Origin of the sequence: Treponema bryantii (genome assembly GCF_036492245.1) — a bacterium.
Lineage (GTDB): Bacteria > Spirochaetota > Spirochaetia > Treponematales > Treponemataceae > Treponema_D > Treponema_D bryantii_C.
Map to the genome: position 1 here is coordinate 1,779,148 of NZ_AP025286.1, position 20,241 is coordinate 1,799,388.

Below are 20,241 nucleotides of genomic sequence, written 5' to 3' on the forward strand. Positions count from 1 at the left end.
TGCAGAAATGAAAAACATGAAAATTAAATTATTATCAGTTATGATTTCTGCTCTCCTGTGCTCACACCTGTGGGCCCAGGGGAGTGAAAGTGTAAGCTCTGAAGTTGATAGACAATTTGAAACAACATATTCCATCAAAGTTGATTCAGGTGTTAATAGTAGTATGAATGTTTATACGTTGGGATTAACATCAGAGAACGGTTCAACCAGAATAACAAATGGTTTTCAGCCTTCGGAAGGTTATTCAGCTTTTTTTGTAAGTGATGACAAAACATATTATAAATATGATTATGAGAATGGAAGTAATATTTGGAATAATTGTTCAAATACTGAAAAAGGAAAATTAGAAAAACTTTATAATAAAGTATTGAATAGAAATGTAGTTTTTACTACCGAAGGAAATGAAAACTTCCTTTCAGATACAAGTTTTATTGAAATAGATGAAAACGAACTGGAAAATATTAGTACAGCAAAAAACAAAAAATTTTTAAGATCAGATGATAGAGGTTTTTCAGATTTATATGTTTATAATAAAAGAAAAGGTGTATTTGTTTATGCAGTAAAACTTCCTGAAACATCTAAGGTTCATGTATTATGTTTCAGAGATAAAAGATCAATTGCAGAAATAATACCTGATGGTATGAACGAGACAACTTTTTATGAAAATTATAAAAAATGGCTTAAAAAAAATAATGATGAAAAACAAAAAGATATAAATGTTTCTTCATATAAAATGTTGTCAGTTTTAATATATGATACGCTCCAAAAGGCAATGAACAAATCAAATGGACACTTTCATAATTTATATGATAATGACAGTGATATGGTTATTAGAAAATACCTTCAGCTTGCCATGGACAATAAACGAAATGTTTATTTTTCAACACTTGAAAATCATTTAGTTAATCCTATTAATCCAGAACAGTATGAAATAATTACAGAAAAAGAAGGTCAGCAAATTGCACAAGAAGCTCAGCTATATCTAAATCATAGTGTTGTAGTAAAAAAATCAGTATTCAAAACTGTAATTGAAGCTATTGATGATTTAATTGCCTGGCTAACTGCTAATCCAAAAAAACAATCTGATGAATATTTTGATCAGCCACAAATTACAGGTGCACCTTTGCCTTACTTAGATAAAGGATTTGATACTCCTGAGTCATATAATAATAAACTCATTAAAAATATTGCAGTTAAAGGTGGCTGTGATGATATTGGTTTTTTGAATGGTATTTTATATAATTCAAATATAAACACTTTTGTACCAAGAAAACCTTTGAGTGAAATATATGCTGAATATAAAACTTCAATTTCTAAAGGAACAAATTTTGATTCCAGTGATAAGTTTATCAGTTTTGCGGATTTAAATAAAATAAGTCTTGTAGTAAGTGATCTAACAGAAGCTAAAGTAGGTGATATAGTTTTATTTGAAGAAATAATAAATAAGAAGGATGGAACAATAGTTTCAAATAATTTAAAAAATAAAAAAATTGGAATTATTGTTGAGCCTGTACAGTGTAATCAATCTTATGGAAGTAATCAGAAAGAAACTTTAGGTGATTTGACTGTTATATGGATGAATAAAGAAAAAGGAGCTGAAAAAGCAAAGTTATCAGAAATCTGGAAAACAGAGGATGGTTTTGAGGTTCCTAAATATACTGAAATAAGAAGAATACTTAAGAACGGAAAAAGTACAAACATAAATACAAACTGGAATGTTTACGATAATAAAGTAACAGATTCTGGCGTTGAAATTAACTGGATGAGAGAAAGTACTCAAGTTAGTAGTGAAAAGTATAGATGGATTCCTAATACAGGTGAATATCTTAGCCTGGAGAAGATTAAATTCTATGCATATAATCAATTTGGTATTCCAGTAAAAGGTAATTCTTGGAGAGTCTATTTAACAGGAGCAATAGATCGAGGTTATATAGAGGGAAATACACAAGGTAATATTTACAATAATTCTAATTGTAAATTTGACATTAAAATTGGAGATACAACAGCTATCCTTAAGAAAACTAAAGGGCGATATGCTATCGAGTGGAATAATGAAAATGCAATAAAAGAATATGCATTTATAATAGGTTCTGATAATCTTTTATATTATTATGATTATAAGACAAAAAATCTTGAAAAGAAACCTGTAGAAATCCAAATAAGACCAGAAAGTGCTTCTGCAGCTCGACCAGGAGATGATTTACTTCTTGAGTTTAAATTACAAGAACTCAGTACAAATGAAAGTTTTACGGTAACTGTTCCTGCTAATAATTATATTGCAGTATATGATAAAAAAATGTTATGGCGAGCAAATTTATATTTAAATAAATCTGAAAATGCTCTTGGAGGAGAAGACTGGAATAATGCGCATCCTTGGGATGTTCCTTGCGACTCTGATACAGAAACAGAAAACCCGTGGTGGTGGAACGGTGACAGTACGCTGACAGCAGCCCAGAGATGGGGATACAACGAGTGGAACAAAAAAGAAGACGGCAGCAGGGGAGAGGGAAGGCAGTCTGAAATAGAAGGCTGGCACCGATTTACAGGCGGAACGGAAAAAGAATTCAAAAGTGTAACTTACAGTTACGGTTCAAAAGATTCTCTTTCAGAATTTAATGTAGAAGTAAGGGCGCAGGACAACAAGATTGAAGAATTACTTTCACTTTGGGAAGAACAGAATAATCAGCAGGAATCTCAGATGCCGCAAAATACATCTGAGATACAGGCTGATAATTTACCAGGTTCAAAATGGAAGTCATACGTATTCTATGAAAACGTCTCGGACTCAAGCTGGATACCTTCTGATTCACCGTATAAAACAAACGACAATGTTTCAGTTCCAGGCTGGTCATCATATTTATGTGATTATGTAGATGGTTCTAAAGGGGAACTGGACTATCAAACTTCAATGCCGGATCATTCAAGCGGAATTGACTGTTCAGGACTTGCATATATTTCGGCTGTTGGAAAATCTCAAGACGCAAACAGTATATATGAATGTGGTAGAAGTAAAGATTCAAAAAATTTTGGAACAAGTGCTTTTGCTTCTGATTCGCATACTCTTCAAATACATAGCGGTAATTGGAATATCAATCCAGATGTTACTAAGGAAACCCCAAATTCAGTTATAGTTGAAAGGGATAATCAGAGAAAAATATTAGCGCATGCTGTTCCTGGAGATATTTTAGTAAAACCAGGTGACCATGTAGTAATAATTCAGAATCTTAATTACCCAGATGATACTATGCTAATAACGGATTTTAATCAGATAGGTGTGATACATAGTTGTGTAGGTCTAAATGTAGCAAATCAAACTACATTATTTCAAGTGTCTCTCTCAACGGCAAAAGAAGTGAGTTCATCTATAAATCAATATCAACTAAGAAGATTGTCAATTAAGGAATAATGATATGAAAAAATATTTATTATGTATTTTTGCTTTATTGCAAATAATATCTTTTTCTTATACTCAGAATATAGAAAAACTAGGAGAAATTGAAACATTAACATCATATCAGCGAATGAACACAATAATACCTTCAGATACTTATGTTGATGAAATTAATAATTATCTTTATTGCAGGTCAGATAGAGGTGAAAGTCAATCTATCTACAATCTGAACAAAATATCTGAAGAACCAAAGAAAAAAAATTATTTTGCAAAAACAACAACGGAAACGTTTGTAATTCTTAATAATTCTGAAATCCATTTTAGTGAAATGGCATTTGAAATTAAAAGAGAAAATGAAGTTATAGTAAATGGACCGCTATCTTCCGGAATAAGCTTTATCTTGAAAAAAGGAAGCGGATTCATAGTCTATTACATAGACACAAATGGCTGTCCCGGAGCAGTAGATACAAGCGGCCGTATTTATTCAAGTGAAGAAGCAATGGCATATCTTAAAGAATATGACCCGGAAAAATACGAGCAGAGCAAGAAAACATCTAGTGAATTAGAACTGTACAATGATTTTATTCGCAATCGTGTTCTTATCTGGGGAAAAACACATTATATGAAACACAATGTAATGGTGCAATATGACCTTCAAGGAAATTATTATTTTATGCAAGACTTTGGAAGCCTTGGTTCTGACATTGGATGTTACTTTAATGATAAGTGTATTTTTTACAAATTTACTGAAGGATTAAATCCATACTCTGAAATAATCAAGAACTGTAAAGATGGTTATTATAGCTCCAGCTGGTACGTAGGCTTCGGCGGCAACATCTACTACTACATAGCCAGCAAAGAATACACCGAAGTCTTCCGTATCCGCCGCACATGGGGTGACCCGGACTTTTACGCCATGGCAATAAACGGCTATACCGAAGACGACTACGGAAAATATGTAGACGAAGTTCTTCCAAAACTGAGCAAAGCAGATTTACGACTTTTAAGAAATACAATTTTCGCCCTTTACGGTGTTCATTTTAAGAGCGCAGATTTATCAAAGTATTTTGACAAACAGGTCTGGTACACAGATGAAGGAAAAACTTCTGCAGATGTAACACTTCCGGAACACAGGCAGAAACTTGTTGAGATGATTCAGAAATTGGAAAAATAAACCTTTTATTAACTATAACAAGAAAGGTATGAAACCTAAAAAATCATTACCTTTGCTGTATAGGCAAAGGTAATGATTTTAAAAGCACTATATTTTTTTAGACGATTTAATACTACCGGCTCAAATCCGAGCCGGAGTTTTTATTTTGCATTCGATGGATCTGTATTGGAAATAACAGACAAATCCTTCTTATCGAGAAGGCGGAGTCTTCCGTTCAAATCTGTTACTACAATTCCGCCATCAGTTATGGTAACTGGGGTTCCGGCTTTTACCTGGATTGTTGATTTCAGCTTCATTGAAAGATCTGCGCCAAACTTTCCAAGGTAGTATTTTCCGTTGTCATCAATTACACAGTAGAATTCACTGCCGTCTTTTACGAGAACAGAATCTTCTGCAATTGTATTATCACTTTCACCTGAAATCTCAAGAGTGTCTGGAGAAATTGTTACAAGCTTTACAGCTGCATTCTTAGCGTTTTCTCCAGCAATAGCGATAAAACTTTCACCTTCTTTATAAACAGTTCTGTTACGAATCTGTGCAACAGGGGAGTTCTTAACAACTTCACCGTTTTCAATGTTGAACTTTACGAGACGAGAAAGCATATTTGCTTCATCAGAAAGAATTACACCAAACTCTGTTTTCATGAGAGCTTCTTCAGCTTCTTTTTTCTGAACTTCAGCCTGGTCTTTAGCTATTTCCTTGCGTTCATTCTGAGCTTCAGTTTCCTTTTTATCTGCTAAAGTCTGCTGTTCTTTTGCTTCCTGCTTTTTCTCTTCAGTTACAGCCTGCTGTTCTTCCTGTTTCTTTTCCTGTTCTTCAGCAGCCTGCTGTTTTTCTTCAGCTTCTTTCTGAGCTTCCTTAGCTTCTTCCTGAGCCTTCTTATCGTTTGGATTATCTTCAGCTACCTTTTTCTTTTCTTCAGCTGTTTTCTTTGCTTCTTCAGCTTCTTTTTTAGCTTCAGTAGTCTTCTGCTTTTCTTCTTCAAGCTTCTTCTGTTCTTTTACAGCTTCTTTCTGAGCTTCCTTAGCTTTTTCAGAAGCAGCATCAGCTTCTCGTTCCTTGATGTCTACCATGTCTTTACGGCTTTCAACATTCTTGTCATCATCTTCCTTCATGGAATCAACAACAGTAGAATCACTGATTACAGATGTATCAACAGTAGAAAGACCGCCATTTTTTACATCAAAGAGTGGAATTACAATTTCTGATTTTCCTGGCCAGTCTTTATAGTTTACAGAAAGACCACAGTTATCAGAACTTAGATTCTTGATTACAACGTTCTTGTACTTTGCCTTAAAAGTATCAAGCTTTCCGCGGTAAACTGCGTTATAAACTGTAATGAATACTGCAAGAGTTTCAGAATCCTTTTCACTGTAGCCATAAGCTGAACTCAAATATGCAGCAATAATACGACGCAGATTGTTTATATGATCAACAGTTGCATCAGCACCAATATAAAGAATATCAGCATCAAGTTTTCCAGTTTCAGATTCATCTACGGCATGTACAACATAATATTTTGAATTTTTAGCTGTAGAAGAAGCTTTTGAAGGATCTTTTGCAATCTGACTTCCAAGTCCGCTACCAATAGATTTAATTGCAGCAATTGAATCTATTACCTTATGTGGTCCTGTATAATTGATGAATTCAATTGTAGTATCACTAGTAGAATTAAGCTCGTTTTTATCAACCTCAAGTGCAGAAAGACTTGCAGTAAGGATGACTGATACGAGCAGCAACATTAACTTCTTCATAATTTGTAAACCTCTGTTAAATAGTTTACAAATATTTTAACACAGGATATTGAAATATTCCAATAAATTATTAAGATTCTGGTCATTCTGAACTTGTTAGTTTTTACAATTCCAATGCCATTATTTTTTTGAGGGTATCACGTGCATAACTTCGTGTTTTAAAACTATAACCGGCTCCCATAAAGGTTTTCAGAATGTCTTTTCCTTTTTTATTGTAGGCAGGACGTCCCATAAAAAGACAGATTGAATATACAGCATCGCAGACGGTATTCAGATAAACAGAATCTGAACTTCCGCTTCGGCTTACATTCCGTTCAATTGCATCAAGAAGTTTTCCATCCGGATCGTAACCGGTAATATTTGCAAGAAGGGTACGACAGTATAATTTACTGGTACTTTCAGAAATAATCGAAGCGGCAGCAGCCTGAGTCTGATCTGTACACAAAAGAGCTAACTGTATAAGAACAGTTTCAAAGCCTGCAGAATCAGTTTCAAAAACAGATTTTTCTGTGTGTGTTCCAAAATTAGACGTAGTTGCATCCATAAAATAAAGTCTGGCAAGTGAAAGAGTCTGGGTTAGCCACTGGCTTTCTTTTTTGCCGAAATTTCCTTCTTTTATTTTAGAAGTAATAGAAGGATCCTTAAGGGCATTAAAAAAGCCTGCCTGTGTATAATAATTTATCTCAACAAGATCTATTGGAGCAAAAGAAGAATAGTCAGAATGTATACTTTTTAATACAGATTTTGAGTCGTTTGTGTGATAAGCGTCCATTGTCCAGTTCTTGGAACAGAAAACAAGATAATCATTATGAAGATATGTAAACTGATTGATTGTATTATTCCGCAGATTTACCGGCATAACTGCATACCAGAGCTCTTTATATTCATAATCAATCAGTAAAGCTTTGTTTGAATCAGCAAGAAAAAGCCCTGAATCTGAAAGTTCTGCCTTTATAAGGGCTGTTCCATCTATTTCATTTACAGTTTTGCTTTCTTCAACAAAACCATCAGAAGAGCGCAATTTATATACTGTGATTCCGGCTTTTGAAAGGGCAAGAAGACGATATTCAGTTTTATCGCGGTTTACGGCAAAAATTGAATTACCGCTTTGTACATTTGCAACCCACTGGCTTTCTGCAAGTCCATCTTTGAGGCCAAATAGACCGGCACTTCCGTCTGTAAAGGTTAATAGAATTCCGTCCTTACAGGTGTAGGCTGTCTTAATAACTCCCGTAAAGGTAATATTTTCAAGTTCTTCACCAAACGGAGAAATTCTAAGTCCACGGGTTTTACCACCTTCATCATTCAAAAAAACAACTATTGAACCGTCTGGAAGTTCCTGCATTGGAAGTTCTTTCTGATATTCAGTTTCGAGTTTCCATCTTTGAATGCCGTTTATTCCAAAACAAACAACAGTTTTTTCGCCGTTGATAAAAAATCTTCCGTCACGACCTTCTAATGGCTTTGAGCTGACATTAAAATCAAGTGGTTTAGACCAGATTTCCGAACCGCTTGGATTAAAAAGACGGATTATATTTTTATCTTTATCATGCAATAAAATAAAATCACCTTTTAGTGCAGTAAGGCTTAAATTTCTGACACGACCGATATTTTTTTCCCATAAAAGAGTTCCTGTTGAACTATAGCCCATTATATTTCTTGCATCAGTTGCAAGACAAAAGCCATAGGAAGTGTTTTCCGGCTCACATAAAGCTGATCCGGGAAGTACTGATGTCCAGCTGGTATTAAACTTTGTAAGACTTTCCTGAGAAAAAAGTGTAGTAAACAACAATAAAACGAAGACTGACAGTAAACTTTTTTTATTTATTTTTTTCATTGTGGAAGCTCCAGAACAGCAAGACTTTCTATATGGCTTGTATTAGGATAAAAATCCAGAAGATACATCTGCTTTAGATTATAACCGGCTTTAATAAGATGAGCAGAATCACGGGCATGAGTTGCAGGGTCGCAGGAAAGAGAAAGTATAAGCGGGATTTTTGAAGCACAGAGCCACTGGCAGACTTCTTTTTCCATTCCGCTTCTCGGTGGATCAATTGTAACGGCATCGAAAGGCGGAAGGGTTGCGGCACAGGTCTTTACCCAGGCTGCTCCTGAGAGTCCGTAGCTTACATGTTTTGTTCCTGTAAGATTCTGCTCGGCAAATACTATGGCGTCGCGGTTATGTTCTACGAGCACGACATTTTCGTATTTTTCGGTGAGGAAAGCAGATATCGAGCCGCAGCCCGAATACATATCGAGAATATTTTTGCCGCCGGGCAGAAGACTGGTTATGAGACGGCAGACCTTTTCAAATACAAACAGATTAGACTGAAAGAACCCGCGTACATCAAAAGAAAGCTTATGACCGCCAAGTTCTACTGTCATAGTATTTTCAGGGGAGGCTACAGTACCGGAAAAATAATGATTTTCCTTTAATTTTATTTTTTTATTTTTCTGGCCGCCACCACTGAGTTTTATGCCTTTTTCATTTTTATCTTCGCAGGCAATTTTTAATTCTTCATCAGAAAAAGAACTTCCAAAAAGATGACTTCGTCCAGACGGACGGGTTAAAGGCTTTTCTGCAGTACTTTTAAGATAATCATTTACCTTATTCTCTGCACAAAGACATTCTTCAACAGGAATTACAACATTAGATTTTATCTGAGAAAGTCCGCCATCATTAAGCTGAAAGCGGCAGCGGTAATTAAAATCAGGTCCACTTATAATTTCAGTTTTTTCGGCAATATCAATTCCATTCTGACGGTAAATATCTATCAGGATTTCTTTGCGTAATTCTTTCTGATACTCAGAATCAATATGCATCATATTACAGCCGCCGCATTTTCCATAATAGCGGCATGGTGCTTCAACGCGGTGTGAAGATGGTTCAAGAATCTTTACGATTTCAGCATTATCATAATCTTTATTATTTTGTGTTATTTCAATTTCGAGTTTTTCACCGGGAATGGCATAGGGAATAAATACGTTTTTTCCTTCAATTTTTCCTAAAGATTTTCCCCCAAATGTCATTTTGTCTGTTATAATAGTCATAACAAGATATTAACATTTTATAACTGATAACTTCAAGTTAGGAAAAACCATGTTTTTCTCAGGGGGATTTACTCGCTATGCAGATGAAAAGTTTTACACTTAAAATGGATGATGGCTATGAACTCTGCCTTAACAGATGGCAGCCAGATACAGAAGAAGAAATAAAAGGAGTAGTGCAGCTTCACCATGGATTAGCTGAACACTCTTTACGATATGACCGTTTTGGTTCTGTTCTTGCAGAAAACGGCTATGTTCTCAATGCTTATGATATGAGAGGACATGGACGTACAGCAGAACTTGCAGACAAGAATGGTAATGGAATGTTCGGTAAGCTTGCTGATAAAAAAGGTTTCGACCGTGCAGTCTTAGACCTTAAAGCTGTAACAGATAATCTAAAAAGTGATTTCCCTGGAAAGAAAACAATTCTTATGGGACATTCTTTTGGTTCTTTTGTATCACAGGGCTTTATTGAAGAATATGGAAATATGATAGACGGCTGTATTCTCTGCGGAACAGCAGGTCCACGCCCAGCTCTGATTACCTTTGGTTCACTTGCAGCTCATCTGATTACTTTCTTTACAGGTAAGAATAAATGCCTTCCAATTATGGATAAACTTTCATTTGGAAGTTATAACGATAAAATCAATCCTATCCGTACACAGTATGACTGGCTTTCTAAAAATGAGCTTAATGTTGATATGTACATTATGGATAATTGGTGCGGATTCCCGCTTACAAACTCATTCTTCTGCAGCATGACAGAAGGTCTTATGAAAATTCATAAGAAATCAAATATGAAGAAAGTTCCGGCAAATCTTCCAGTATTCTTTATCTGGGGTAGTGATGACCCTGTTGGATCTTACGGAGCTACAATCAAAAAGCTTATTGATATCTACAAGGCAAACGGTATTGAAAAAATCGATCAGAAGGAATATCCGGGCGATCGTCATGAAATTCTCAATGAAGACAATAAAGAAGAAGTCGAAAGAGATATCATTGATTGGGTAAACAAGTTATAGGGATTTCGGAGAGAGTTATGTCTGAATCAAACAAATTCACCTATCTTGACTATTAACAAAATTTATCAATAATATCAGTATTGTGCTTATTAGATATGGTACCGATGGTCAAGGACGGCCAATAAAGAAAGCTGTTGTTTATACACAAACGGAACATCTGATATCAAACAAGAACATAGATCCTGATGCACTGCAAATTATTAACAGATTGAGAGATGCAGGTTTTACAGCATACATTGTAGGCGGTGCAGTAAGAGATTTAATAGTTGGAAATAAACCAAAAGATTTTGATATAGTAACCGATGCCACACCATCTAAGATAAAACGAATATTCAGAAATTCTCGCATAATCGGACGCCGCTTCCGTTTAGTTCATGTTGTTTTCGGAACAAAGATTTTTGAAGTAAGTACCTTCCGCTCAAATGCAGAAGGCTCTGTTGGAAATGACTTTGGAACTATTGAAGAAGATGTACAGCGCCGTGATTTTACAATGAATGCTCTTTATTATGATCCAATTCAGGAGCAGGTAATTGACTATGTCGGCGGAATGCGTGATATCAAAAAACACATTCTTCGTCCTGTAATTTCTTTAGACCGCATTTTTGTTGAAGACCCTGTACGCATGCTTCGTGCAATTAAGTATTCAGCTACAACTCATGCAAAAATGCCTCATTCGCTTCGTCATAAAATCAGAACTTCTGCAGGTCTTTTATCTCAGGTTTCTCCATCAAGACTTACAGAAGAGCTCTTGAAAATCATAAATAATGTTTATGCCTATGAGATTGTTCAGGAAGCTTTAGATACAGATCTGTATATTTATCTTCAGCCTTCTGCGACAGGTCTTATTTATGAAAGACGTAATTATGAAAATGATTATATGGAGAGTATAAAAAAGCTTGGTGAACTTAATCAGTCTGAACCTGATGCAAGACTTGGTAAAAAGCTTCTCTATCTAATCAAGGATTTTGTTGGAACTCTCACAGACTGGCAGAAAGAAACTGCGGATAAATATTCATATACAGAGCTTTATGGAAAGACCTGGGCTGAATGCCGCAATTTTGTTCTTCCTATGAATCCTGTTCGCAAAGAACTTGAGTTCGCCGTAAAAGCAGCTCTTTCAGAATATGGAGTAAAGGCTCATCAGTCGGCTCCAAAGCAGGCAAAACAGCCTAAACAGCAGACTCCATCACAGAGTAAAACAGCGAAATCTGGAAATAAAAAGAAGAAGTCTAAGAAAAAGGCGGCAGTTACTTCTGCAGCTATTTCTTCATAGAAGCAGGACGCGAAATCTTATCAATCACAATACTTACTTCCTCAATCAGAATGCCTGTAAATGATTCGATTTTATCGATAATATACTGCTGCAGTTTATGTACTTTGCCAGTCAGTTGTGTACCGAAAGGAACGTCAATTGTTACTATGAGACGGTATCCGCGGTTATCGGTTTTAATTGAAATCTTTTTGATTTTTATATCCGGATCACATTCACTTACGCAGTGCATAACCATCTGGGTGAGGGCAGCTTCGGAAATTTCTATACGGCCTTTTTTTGAGAACTCTGGCTGAACGATTGATTTTTCAATCATCTTACCAGTGAGATTTTTTCCAGCCTTAGCAAACAGTTTATTTTTGCTGAAAAAGTCATGCATAGAAGCAGAAAAAATCTGTGAATAGTTTTTCTTTACTTCAATCGAAGGAACCGGAATTACATGTTTACCTTCAACCTGTCGGGATTTAATTGCTTTTTCAATATCTTCCTTAGAGGCTATTTCTTCAATGTGAATTATTTTCTGAGGCTGTGGCAGCTGAAGTCTCATGGCAATTTTCATTACCATTTTTTCTGAAGTACCAAGAATCAGAATCTTTTTTATATGGGTTTTACGTAAGACGCGAGCAACTGAATCTCTGTGTTCTTTATCATCAAAAAGAGCAGCTCTAACAGCGCCCATATAGGTTTTCTCACGTTTTGCAGAATGTCCGGCAACTATTTTTTCATCCTGAATTAAAAGTCCATCATCAATAATTGCATGAATACCATACTGTTCTGCAAGCAGCTTTGAACGGAAAGATTTTCCAGTTCCGCTTTCTCCAACAAGTGCATAAACCTGAACGTGCTTGAATAAATCTAAAATGTCAGAAAGCTTTTTTCCCATACAATATTATTATAAACCAGGATTTCTAATTTCACAATATTCTAATAGCCTGACAAAGTCCAAAGAAAGCCCTGTTTTTATTTCTGAAGGTAAAGAAATCGGATTATCGTCTGGAATTGTTAGACTATAAGCCTGCAGGTAGTATTCATGATTCAATTCTTTATATTTTGTTTTGATTTGAGTTCCTCCATAGGCTTTGTCGCCTGCAAGAGGATGTCCGTGGATTTTACTCTGCGCACGAATCTGATGTTTCCGGCCGGTTTTAATAACATATTCAACTAAAGTTACCTGCTTATCATTGAGCATTCCATAGGCAAGGGGAGTTGCAGTTGTCTGTGCAGGCTGGCCATCAGCACTCTGCATTACTGTATAAAATCCGTTTTCAAGTTTATCTGCAGAAGCAAGTTTATCTTCCCAAATCTCTTTATTTTCAAGTTTTCCTTCTGCAAGTCCGTAATATTTTTTTTGAATTGTATGATTTTTAATGCCTTCAGAAAACCATTTTGCTCCTTCCAGGCTCAATGAAAAGGCCAGTAAGCCGATTGTATTTCTATCCAGTCTGTGAAGCGGTCCGGGTCGAAAGGAGAGTGATGTATTTTCTGCATCTTTGTTTTTATATTTTGATTGATAATAAGCCAGTACCGCTTTATCCAGTCCATTTTCATTATTATCACTTCCATGAACTGATATTCCATAAGGCTTATTGATTATTAAGATATGCTGATTTTCAAAGACTATATCGAGATTGCAGATAGTTTCTGTGGAATTTTCAAACTTTGGCTCGTAATTATTATTATCAGGATTGCTGTTTATAAGAAACGCAGCGATTGAAATAACATCACCTTCATTTATATGAGAATCTGGCTTGGCTTTCTGCTGATTTACCTTTATAAGACCTTTTCTGAGCAGTTTGTAGATTTCTCCAAGACTTTTATCTTTCAAAAAGATTCTCAGAACCCGGTCAAGTCGTCTGCCGTCGTCATTTTTACCGGTTGTAAAATCCTTAAATTCCATAATTTCTAATTATATGTATTTTAACAAAATCTACTAGTAAATTTACCTTTTCAATGGTAAAATATTATATATTTTTTTAATTTGGTTTATTATGACAGAAGATATTTCTTTTACTCAGCAATTCATACTTTTTTTTCATAATCCTATTTTTCTATCATGTATATTCAGCTGGCTTGGAGCACAATTTTTAAAAACAGCAATAAATCTTATTTATGGACGTATTCATTCATTTTCAGAATTACTTGAAGTTATGATCTGGCGTACTGGAAGTATGCCGTCCAGTCATTCAGCTCTTGTTACAGCACTCTGTGTAACAATAGGTTTCCGTCATGGATTTCATTCTGATTTGTTTGTTTTTTCTCTATGTTTTTTCCTTGTAGTAATTAGAGATGCATTTGGAGTACGCCGTTCCAGTGGTATTCAGGCTAAAAAACTCAATGAAATTGGAAATGAATTAAAAGATAAAGATATCTTAAACAACTATAAAACCTTAAAAGAGGTAGATGGACATACTCCAATGGAAGTTCTTTGCGGTTGTCTTGTAGGATTCTTTATTGCACTTTCATTTTCATTATTAAAGTAGTTTGCCATGAATAAATATATAAAGTTCAGCTCACCGTTAGTTTTTCTTATATCACTTATTCTTATACTTGCATTTAAAACAGTCCCATCTGGAAAACTCTGGAAAAATTATTCTGTAATCTGTGTTCCGGTTAATACTCCTGATTCTCTTGTAATTTCTGCAATCGAAAAGGCAGGAATCAAAAATCAGATTTCACTTTCCGGTCAGTATCTTCCAATTTTACTTTCTGAAAATTCAATTGAAGTTTCAATTCTCAGACTGAATTATATGAGTTCACAATATGCATATCTTAATAAAAGAAATGCAATGTTTTTTGATAAATCTCAGTCTTACAGATTGTATTATATTCCAGGCATTTATAATTCAGAAACTACAACTCTTATAAAACTTCTGGAAAATGAAGGAATCGAATGCATTAAAGACAGCTCGGCAGATTATCCGTGGCTTTTACCTTTTATTGGTTTACTGTTGGCTTTAATGCTATTTCTTTTTGTTAGAAATAAACTTCCTTTTTTGTGCAGTATCATTATTCCTTTGATTTTCCTTTACTGTAATCCATTTTATCCTGTAGCGACAGCAACCTGTCTTATGCTTCTTTGTCTGTTCTTTACAGCGAATGTGTGGAGAAGAAGAGGGGCAGTTTCTATTCTTTTAAGCAGACATTCAGCACCAGCTATGCTTGCAATAGCTTTTATCTGTGCTTTCTCAAGTTCAATAGCATCAGGATTTTTGTTTATACTTGCTGTTATCGGAACTATTTCATCGTTAATTCTTTGTCATTTAGTTGTGGATTTCTTCAGAAACAAAAAGCCATTTGTTCCAGTTTATATTCGTTCTGCAAAACGTGTATCTTTATTTGCAGGTAAGTCGTTTATATCTATGAGTATTGTAACTGGAGCAGTTGTGCTTTTTATTATCATGATATTTATTACCTCGTCAGGTTCAATTCATACAAGTTCCTCTAAGCTCTTATTTCCGGGAAAAGCTTATATTGCAGAAGATTCGCTTCCTCAGTTTGAAGATTATTATCAATGGAACTGGAATGTTATGACTGCACCTTATAAATCTTTAAACGGTGATATTTCTAAGGCTGAAGATACAGTTGCTTTTTCTTCTTTTGTAGAAAATGAACAGACTGGAATTATAAGTGAACAGACAAATATAATGAAATATGATAATGACTTCCGCCAGGATGTCTATGACAGCATTGATAAACTTCAGTTTGACTCAGTTGAAAAGCTGATGAAATCTGAAGGTGAAGATTTTTGCGGAGGATATACAGCAACATCTTCTTACCAGATAAATTTATTTGGTATAATTATGTGCTTTCTTTGTCTTTTTATATTACTTTTTATCTATTTTTCCATTATTATAAGAAAAGGTATAAATAAATGAAATCAAATAATCCTGTTGTTTCATCAATTATAAAAAACTATAACACTTCTCAAAAAGCATTTTTACCTAAAGTCGTAACAATTCCATTATCACAGGAAAGTGAATCCTGCTATACCTCTATTGTAAAGCCAGGCGATACTGTAAAAGAGGGTGATGTTATTGCACAGACAGAGATTTCCAAGGGCTGGACAAGTTCACTTCATTCATCAGTTCCAGGAAAAGTTTTATCTACACAGGCTTGTTTTTCTCCAAATGGCCGGCAGGAATTTGCAATCAACATTAAATTTGGAGGAGCGTTCTCTTATTTAGGAAAAACACATCAGGAAATGAAACCTGAAGATTATTCTCAATCTGATATTTCAAAAAAACTTATAAAGAACGGTGTAGTTAATACATTTAAAACAGAGGTTCCTGAGAATCTCGGTGTTCAGATAGAAAAAATCAATGAAAAAAAAGAACAGCATAATCTTGTTGTTCGTCTTTTTGATGAAGATCCTTACAGAATAACAGATTCTCTGATTTCTAAATTTTACTTTGATGAAATAGTAAAGGGTGCACGAATTGTTGCAAAGGCTATCAATGCTAAAGGAATTGTTTTTGCAATAGATCATAAATCAGATTCAAAGGATTGGGCAAAGAATCCTGATTATAAAGATATCTATCAGCTTGAAATGAAGATTCAGCGCTATCCATGTGGAACTCCACGCGAAATTGTTTCTGCTTTTGTTCGAGGTCCGTTAAACAGATTGTGTAATTTTACTCTTACTAAGGCTGATCTTTTTACAGATTCTTCTACAATGTATGAAGTTTATAAAGCAGCGGCCCTTTCTATTCCTTGTGTAGACCGTCTCGTCCATTTTTCCGGTAACTGTCTCAATGCATCATGTATGCTCGACGTAAAACTCGGTACAAAATTACGGGATCTTATTCCGCAGATTGGCGGTTTTATAAAAGAACCGGCTCACATAATAATCAACGGCATGTTATGCGGAACTTCAGTTAAGAGTCTTGATATTCCGATTACGAAATATGTTAAGTCCGTTGAATTCTTATCAAAAAAGAAAAACTCAGATGAGCAGATATATTCCTGCATCAATTGTGGAAACTGCCGTTTTGCATGTCCTGTAAAACTTTCACCGGATATCCTTTATAATCACACAATAAATTTCAAACTTCTTAAAGAGACCTATGCAGCATCCTCTTTAGCCTGTATAGAATGTGGACTTTGTAATACAGTTTGTCCGGCTCGTTTACCGCTTTGCCAGACAATAAAAGTTCTTAAGAATAAGATAAAAGAATAGATGAGGATTGTATGAAAAATAAACTAAATGAAAAAAAGCTTAAAAACACACGTATCTCAGTAAAGCCTTTTGTTTATACAATTCCATCAATTTCCTCAGTTTCTATAAAGTTTCTGATTCTTTTAGCTTTACAGGTAATCATGCTTCTTATAACAGGAAGCTTTAGGGCAGTATTTGTAGTAACAGTTTCTTTAACAGGTTCAATTGTTGCTGCAATTTTGAATTACTATATTAAGAAAGAAGCCCTGTACAATATTATGAATATTGCTATTCAGGGAATGCTTATTGGTCTGCTTTTACCTGAATCATATCCACTGCCAATGGTATTTGTAATTTCTTTTGTAACAATTATTATTTCACGCAGTGTTGTTTTCAAGGGAATCAATAACTGGATAAATGTTCCTGCCATTGCTGTAATTATTGCGTGGTATATCGGAAATGCATACTTCCCGCAGTTTGCAGTTTCATCAGAGCTTTTGCCATTAAAAAATTCTTCTGTTTATCTTATTCAGAACGGATATTTTCCGACATACAGCTTTGACAGTCCTGTAACAGCATTCCTGAACAAATACATTTTCAGTATTGCTAATGTAACAATTCCTGAAGGCTTTATCTCCGCAATGTGGGATACAAATTCTATTATCCCTGCATTCAGATTTAATCTTCTTACAATTGTTTCATCAATTATTGTTTTCTCTGATAATTCTTTCTCAGTTATTATTCCGGCAAGTTTCCTTGCAATTTATACACTTCTTGTAAGACTCTTTGCTTCATATTTCTTTGGAGGAACTATCAATCAGGGAGATATGATTCTTGCTCTTCTTACAAGCGGAATCCTTTTCAGTACTGTATTTTTAATTCAATGGTATGGAACTATACCGGTAACTGTAATTGGAAAACTAGTTCTCGGTATATTATCAGGTATTATTGCATTTGCAATTATCGGTTGTGGAACTTCTCCAGTTGGAATTGCTTATACAATTATCTGTTCAAATATCATCTGTATGTTTATCAGAATATTCGAAGAAAAGAAAAATGAACTTACAGCCGGAAAAGTTATTGCAAAATATTCAGCTAAAATCGCTGCAGAAACAGGAGCTCAACAATGAAACAGCAGATTTCATATAAAAACTTTTTCATTAACTATGCTATTGTTGTACTGATTGCTGCAACGGTTATTGGTATTCTTATTTATTTTATTAAGGTTTCAAAAAAATCCTGGGATAATAATCTGAAGGCTTCAATAGAATATAGTCTTGCAGAAAACGAACCAGACACCTGGGATATCGGAAAACCTTACAGATTAAATAATCCACTTAGTGCGAGTGCTGCTTGTTTTGAAGCACGCAATAAAAAAAGTGGTGAAAACTGTAAAGCTGTAATTATTCGAATTCAGACATTCTATGGACCACATTCCGGAATTTATATTGTTGAAAATAATGGAAATGTAATCTTTAAAGGCTATTCTTCACTCCATGGTAGATGTGCCACACAGCTTTCAAATTCATATACCGGAAGACGAGTAGAGTACTGGAATAAACGCATAGCTGAGCTTTTTAAATAGGGTAAGGGAGAAGAACATTATGAAGCAGAAAAAATCATTTATGTACATTGCATCTTTCCTCACACTTACAATTCCTACAACAGGACGTTTTGTTTACGGATTTACCTTAATTCTTGAATTATTGCTTCTTGAAGTATTAGGAATTTTATTAAACTCATTAGTTTCAAAACTTAAGTTAAATGAAATAAGAACATTTTTTGTTATGTTCTTTATGATTTCCATAACAATTTTATTCCGTCAGATTCTTGTTTTGACATATACAGAAGTAGCTCTAACTCTCGGATTCCTTTTGTATTTCCCAACGGTTTCTGTATTCCTTACTCATACAATTTTTACTGACTTTGAAGAGCCGCTTCCTGTCAGATTGAAAAAGAATCTTTTGAGTACTTTGTTTTTTTCTGTTTTGATTTTTGTATTCTTCCTTTTCAGAGATATTGCAGGCTATGGCACAATAACTTTCTTTGGTAAGAATCATCAGATTTATGAAAAGATTTTACTGAATCCAGATAAGGTTGGAATCTTTACATTCTTTGCTTCAATTCCGGGTGCACTTGTACTTACAGGAATTTTAATTTATTTCTTCCTTTTCATTCATAATAAAATGAGAATCATTTCAAGCAGAGGAGAAAAAAGATGATTTACTTTTATACTTTTCTTTACTATTCATTATTTTCTTCTGTAGTTTTGATTTATGGAATTGGACTTAATAAGATTGCAGAAATTGGAATTGTAAAATTCAAAGAACCTATATTCTATGTAAAATGTTCTGTTTCAATAATTTCCTCAAGTGTGATTTCCTGGCTTCTGACTTATTATCTGTTAGTGCCACTTCAGATTACAGAATTGTATCCGCTTATCTGCTTTATTGTATATGCAAGTATAAGTACTTTCCTTGGAGGAATTGTCAGACTTACAACAGGTAGACTAACCTCAGAATTTGCAGTTTCATATCTTGTAATTCTTCTTTCAATTACAGAAAGTTCATCATTGCTTTTTACACTTTTTATAAGTGTATGCTGTCTGTTATCTATGCTTATCATCATACCATTCAGCCTTACATTTAGAAGAAGGGTATGCAGTAACGGCCGTTTTCTGGATGAAAAATATTATAGTCTTTATTTCCTTTTCCTTGCAATTTTAATACTTCTGCTTTCTGTATGGGATATCGTATGGCTTAATCCGGAGGTTATAAAGTGATTTTAAGAATTATTCTGCTCATATTATTTCTGCTGCTGCTTATAATGCTTACTTTTTTTACATTATATATTCTCATTCCTTCGATCAATAAACAGGATAGAAAAAATGAAGATCCACTAGTACCGCTTCATTTATCTCCTGTAATTCTTCCGGAAGAGAAAAAATATAATCCTTCAGATAAAAAAGCATACGTTCTCTGTTCATGTCATAAAGAATGCAATCTTAATCGTTCTTTATTCAATGAAGAATATACCTGTATTATGGCAAAAACAGTTTTTGGTTCTTCACTTGACTGTAAATATGCATGTCTTGGTCTTGGAGACTGTGTAAAAATTTGTCCTCAGGAAGCAATTAAAATTGAGAATATGACTGCAATTATTACAAACAATTGTTGTGGTTGTGGAAAATGTGTTTCTATCTGTCCTCAGAAAATTATTGATTTAATTCCAACTGATACTAAAAAAGCAGTAGTCTGCGGTAATGAAACAGGAGAAATGACTTCCTGTACAAAACTAAAATCTGAAGAAAATATCAGCTGGGGTGATAAAAAAGACTTTAAAATCTGGGACTTTTGTTATAGAATAATAAAGCGTTTAAAATAACGCAGGTACCTTTGGGGAAGGGTTCTAAAAAAATCTTAATTTA

17 protein-coding genes are annotated in these 20,241 nt (G+C 34.5%); 12 read left to right on the forward strand and 5 right to left on the reverse strand.

Annotated features, from left to right (window positions below):
* The first annotated feature begins 7 nt into the window (after window positions 1-7).
* Together AABJ44_RS07885 and AABJ44_RS07890 are read left to right on the forward strand one after the other, a co-directional pair.
* Window positions 8-3,406 (forward strand): nucleotide exchange factor GrpE, encoded by a 3,399-nt coding sequence (locus tag AABJ44_RS07885; protein ID WP_338368365.1) that lies wholly within the window; start codon window positions 8-10, stop codon window positions 3,404-3,406.
* A gap of 4 nt (window positions 3,407-3,410) precedes the next feature.
* The gene (locus AABJ44_RS07890; RefSeq protein WP_338368366.1) at window positions 3,411-4,565 is read left to right on the forward strand and encodes a YARHG domain-containing protein; all 1,155 of its coding nucleotides are present in this window, start codon (window positions 3,411-3,413) and stop codon (window positions 4,563-4,565) included.
* A gap of 140 nt (window positions 4,566-4,705) precedes the next feature.
* On the opposite strand, the gene AABJ44_RS07895 is transcribed toward AABJ44_RS07890, so the two are convergent.
* The 3 genes from AABJ44_RS07895 to AABJ44_RS07905 all read right to left on the reverse strand — a co-directional run bounded on the left by AABJ44_RS07895 (window position 4,706) and on the right by AABJ44_RS07905 (window position 9,370).
* Window positions 4,706-6,319 carry a P83/100 family protein gene (locus AABJ44_RS07895; protein WP_338368367.1) on the reverse strand — a complete coding sequence of 538 codons (1,614 nt, stop codon included), beginning with the start codon at window positions 6,317-6,319 and terminating at the stop codon, window positions 4,706-4,708.
* Window positions 6,320-6,422: 103 nt separating this feature from the next.
* A complete protein-coding gene (locus AABJ44_RS07900; protein WP_338368368.1) occupies window positions 6,423-8,156 on the reverse strand; it encodes a hypothetical protein in 1,734 nt (577 codons plus the stop codon).
* Window positions 8,153-9,370, reverse strand: a complete 1,218-nt coding sequence (locus tag AABJ44_RS07905) for a class I SAM-dependent RNA methyltransferase (protein ID WP_338368369.1) — start codon at window positions 9,368-9,370, stop codon at window positions 8,153-8,155. Before AABJ44_RS07905 ends, AABJ44_RS07900 begins: the two co-directional genes overlap by 4 nt.
* A 77-nt stretch (window positions 9,371-9,447) precedes the next feature.
* On the opposite strand from AABJ44_RS07905, the gene AABJ44_RS07910 reads away from it, so the two are divergent.
* Entirely contained in the window at window positions 9,448-10,389 is a 942-nt protein-coding gene (locus AABJ44_RS07910) for an alpha/beta fold hydrolase (RefSeq protein ID WP_338368370.1), read from the forward strand.
* A gap of 82 nt (window positions 10,390-10,471) precedes the next feature.
* Complete coding sequence (gene pcnB, locus AABJ44_RS07915; RefSeq protein ID WP_074640842.1) at window positions 10,472-11,662, forward strand: polynucleotide adenylyltransferase PcnB; 1,191 nt, start codon at window positions 10,472-10,474, stop codon at window positions 11,660-11,662.
* Here pcnB and AABJ44_RS07920 read toward each other — a convergent pair.
* Window positions 11,649-12,542 (reverse strand): hypothetical protein, encoded by an 894-nt coding sequence (locus AABJ44_RS07920; protein ID WP_338368371.1) that lies wholly within the window; start codon window positions 12,540-12,542, stop codon window positions 11,649-11,651. The genes pcnB and AABJ44_RS07920 overlap by 14 nt on opposite strands.
* A 9-nt stretch (window positions 12,543-12,551) precedes the next feature.
* Window positions 12,552-13,556: a pseudouridine synthase gene (locus tag AABJ44_RS07925; RefSeq protein WP_338368372.1), complete on the reverse strand. Its 1,005-nt coding sequence runs from the start codon at window positions 13,554-13,556 to the stop codon at window positions 12,552-12,554.
* 91 nt (window positions 13,557-13,647) lie between these two features.
* Between AABJ44_RS07925 and AABJ44_RS07930 the strand changes: the two genes are divergently transcribed.
* Genes AABJ44_RS07930 through AABJ44_RS07965 form a run of 8 tightly spaced genes read left to right on the forward strand, consistent with a single transcriptional unit; the run spans window position 13,648 to window position 20,198 of the window.
* Window positions 13,648-14,139 carry a divergent PAP2 family protein gene (locus AABJ44_RS07930; protein ID WP_074640837.1) on the forward strand — a complete coding sequence of 164 codons (492 nt, stop codon included), beginning with the start codon at window positions 13,648-13,650 and terminating at the stop codon, window positions 14,137-14,139.
* Between the two features lie 6 nt (window positions 14,140-14,145).
* Entirely contained in the window at window positions 14,146-15,534 is a 1,389-nt protein-coding gene (locus AABJ44_RS07935; RefSeq protein ID WP_338368373.1) for a hypothetical protein, read from the forward strand.
* Entirely contained in the window at window positions 15,531-16,835 is a 1,305-nt protein-coding gene (locus AABJ44_RS07940) for a 4Fe-4S dicluster domain-containing protein (RefSeq protein ID WP_338368374.1), read from the forward strand. Before AABJ44_RS07935 ends, AABJ44_RS07940 begins: the two co-directional genes overlap by 4 nt.
* Before the next feature lie 11 nt (window positions 16,836-16,846).
* Window positions 16,847-17,944, forward strand: coding sequence for an RnfABCDGE type electron transport complex subunit D (locus tag AABJ44_RS07945; RefSeq protein ID WP_074640832.1), 1,098 nt, complete (start codon window positions 16,847-16,849; stop codon window positions 17,942-17,944).
* Window positions 17,941-18,399, forward strand: a complete 459-nt coding sequence (locus AABJ44_RS07950; protein WP_338368375.1) for a hypothetical protein — start codon at window positions 17,941-17,943, stop codon at window positions 18,397-18,399. Before AABJ44_RS07945 ends, AABJ44_RS07950 begins: the two co-directional genes overlap by 4 nt.
* Window positions 18,400-18,418: 19 nt before the next feature.
* Entirely contained in the window at window positions 18,419-19,036 is a 618-nt protein-coding gene (locus AABJ44_RS07955) for a hypothetical protein (RefSeq protein ID WP_338368376.1), read from the forward strand.
* Window positions 19,033-19,596 (forward strand): hypothetical protein, encoded by a 564-nt coding sequence (locus AABJ44_RS07960; protein ID WP_074640827.1) that lies wholly within the window; start codon window positions 19,033-19,035, stop codon window positions 19,594-19,596. Before AABJ44_RS07955 ends, AABJ44_RS07960 begins: the two co-directional genes overlap by 4 nt.
* Window positions 19,593-20,198 carry an RnfABCDGE type electron transport complex subunit B gene (locus AABJ44_RS07965; protein ID WP_338368377.1) on the forward strand — a complete coding sequence of 202 codons (606 nt, stop codon included), beginning with the start codon at window positions 19,593-19,595 and terminating at the stop codon, window positions 20,196-20,198. Before AABJ44_RS07960 ends, AABJ44_RS07965 begins: the two co-directional genes overlap by 4 nt.
* Window positions 20,199-20,241 lie beyond the last annotated feature (43 nt).

What these genes read in the sequence shown, in the direction of transcription:
- AABJ44_RS07885 (WP_338368365.1), top strand. Translation starts at nt 8, where the DNA reads ATGAAAAACATGAAAATTAAATTATTATCAGTTATGATTTCTGCTCTC.
- AABJ44_RS07890 (WP_338368366.1), top strand. Translation starts at nt 3,411, where the DNA reads ATGAAAAAATATTTATTATGTATTTTTGCTTTATTGCAAATAATATCT.
- AABJ44_RS07895 (WP_338368367.1), bottom strand. Translation starts at nt 6,319, where the DNA reads ATGAAGAAGTTAATGTTGCTGCTCGTATCAGTCATCCTTACTGCAAGT.
- AABJ44_RS07900 (WP_338368368.1), bottom strand. Translation starts at nt 8,156, where the DNA reads ATGAAAAAAATAAATAAAAAAAGTTTACTGTCAGTCTTCGTTTTATTG.
- AABJ44_RS07905 (WP_338368369.1), bottom strand. Translation starts at nt 9,370, where the DNA reads ATGACTATTATAACAGACAAAATGACATTTGGGGGAAAATCTTTAGGA.
- AABJ44_RS07910 (WP_338368370.1), top strand. Translation starts at nt 9,448, where the DNA reads ATGCAGATGAAAAGTTTTACACTTAAAATGGATGATGGCTATGAACTC.
- AABJ44_RS07920 (WP_338368371.1), bottom strand. Translation starts at nt 12,542, where the DNA reads ATGGGAAAAAAGCTTTCTGACATTTTAGATTTATTCAAGCACGTTCAG.
- AABJ44_RS07925 (WP_338368372.1), bottom strand. Translation starts at nt 13,556, where the DNA reads ATGGAATTTAAGGATTTTACAACCGGTAAAAATGACGACGGCAGACGA.
- AABJ44_RS07930 (WP_074640837.1), top strand. Translation starts at nt 13,648, where the DNA reads ATGACAGAAGATATTTCTTTTACTCAGCAATTCATACTTTTTTTTCAT.
- AABJ44_RS07935 (WP_338368373.1), top strand. Translation starts at nt 14,146, where the DNA reads ATGAATAAATATATAAAGTTCAGCTCACCGTTAGTTTTTCTTATATCA.
- AABJ44_RS07940 (WP_338368374.1), top strand. Translation starts at nt 15,531, where the DNA reads ATGAAATCAAATAATCCTGTTGTTTCATCAATTATAAAAAACTATAAC.
- AABJ44_RS07945 (WP_074640832.1), top strand. Translation starts at nt 16,847, where the DNA reads ATGAAAAATAAACTAAATGAAAAAAAGCTTAAAAACACACGTATCTCA.
- AABJ44_RS07950 (WP_338368375.1), top strand. Translation starts at nt 17,941, where the DNA reads ATGAAACAGCAGATTTCATATAAAAACTTTTTCATTAACTATGCTATT.
- AABJ44_RS07955 (WP_338368376.1), top strand. Translation starts at nt 18,419, where the DNA reads ATGAAGCAGAAAAAATCATTTATGTACATTGCATCTTTCCTCACACTT.
- AABJ44_RS07960 (WP_074640827.1), top strand. Translation starts at nt 19,033, where the DNA reads ATGATTTACTTTTATACTTTTCTTTACTATTCATTATTTTCTTCTGTA.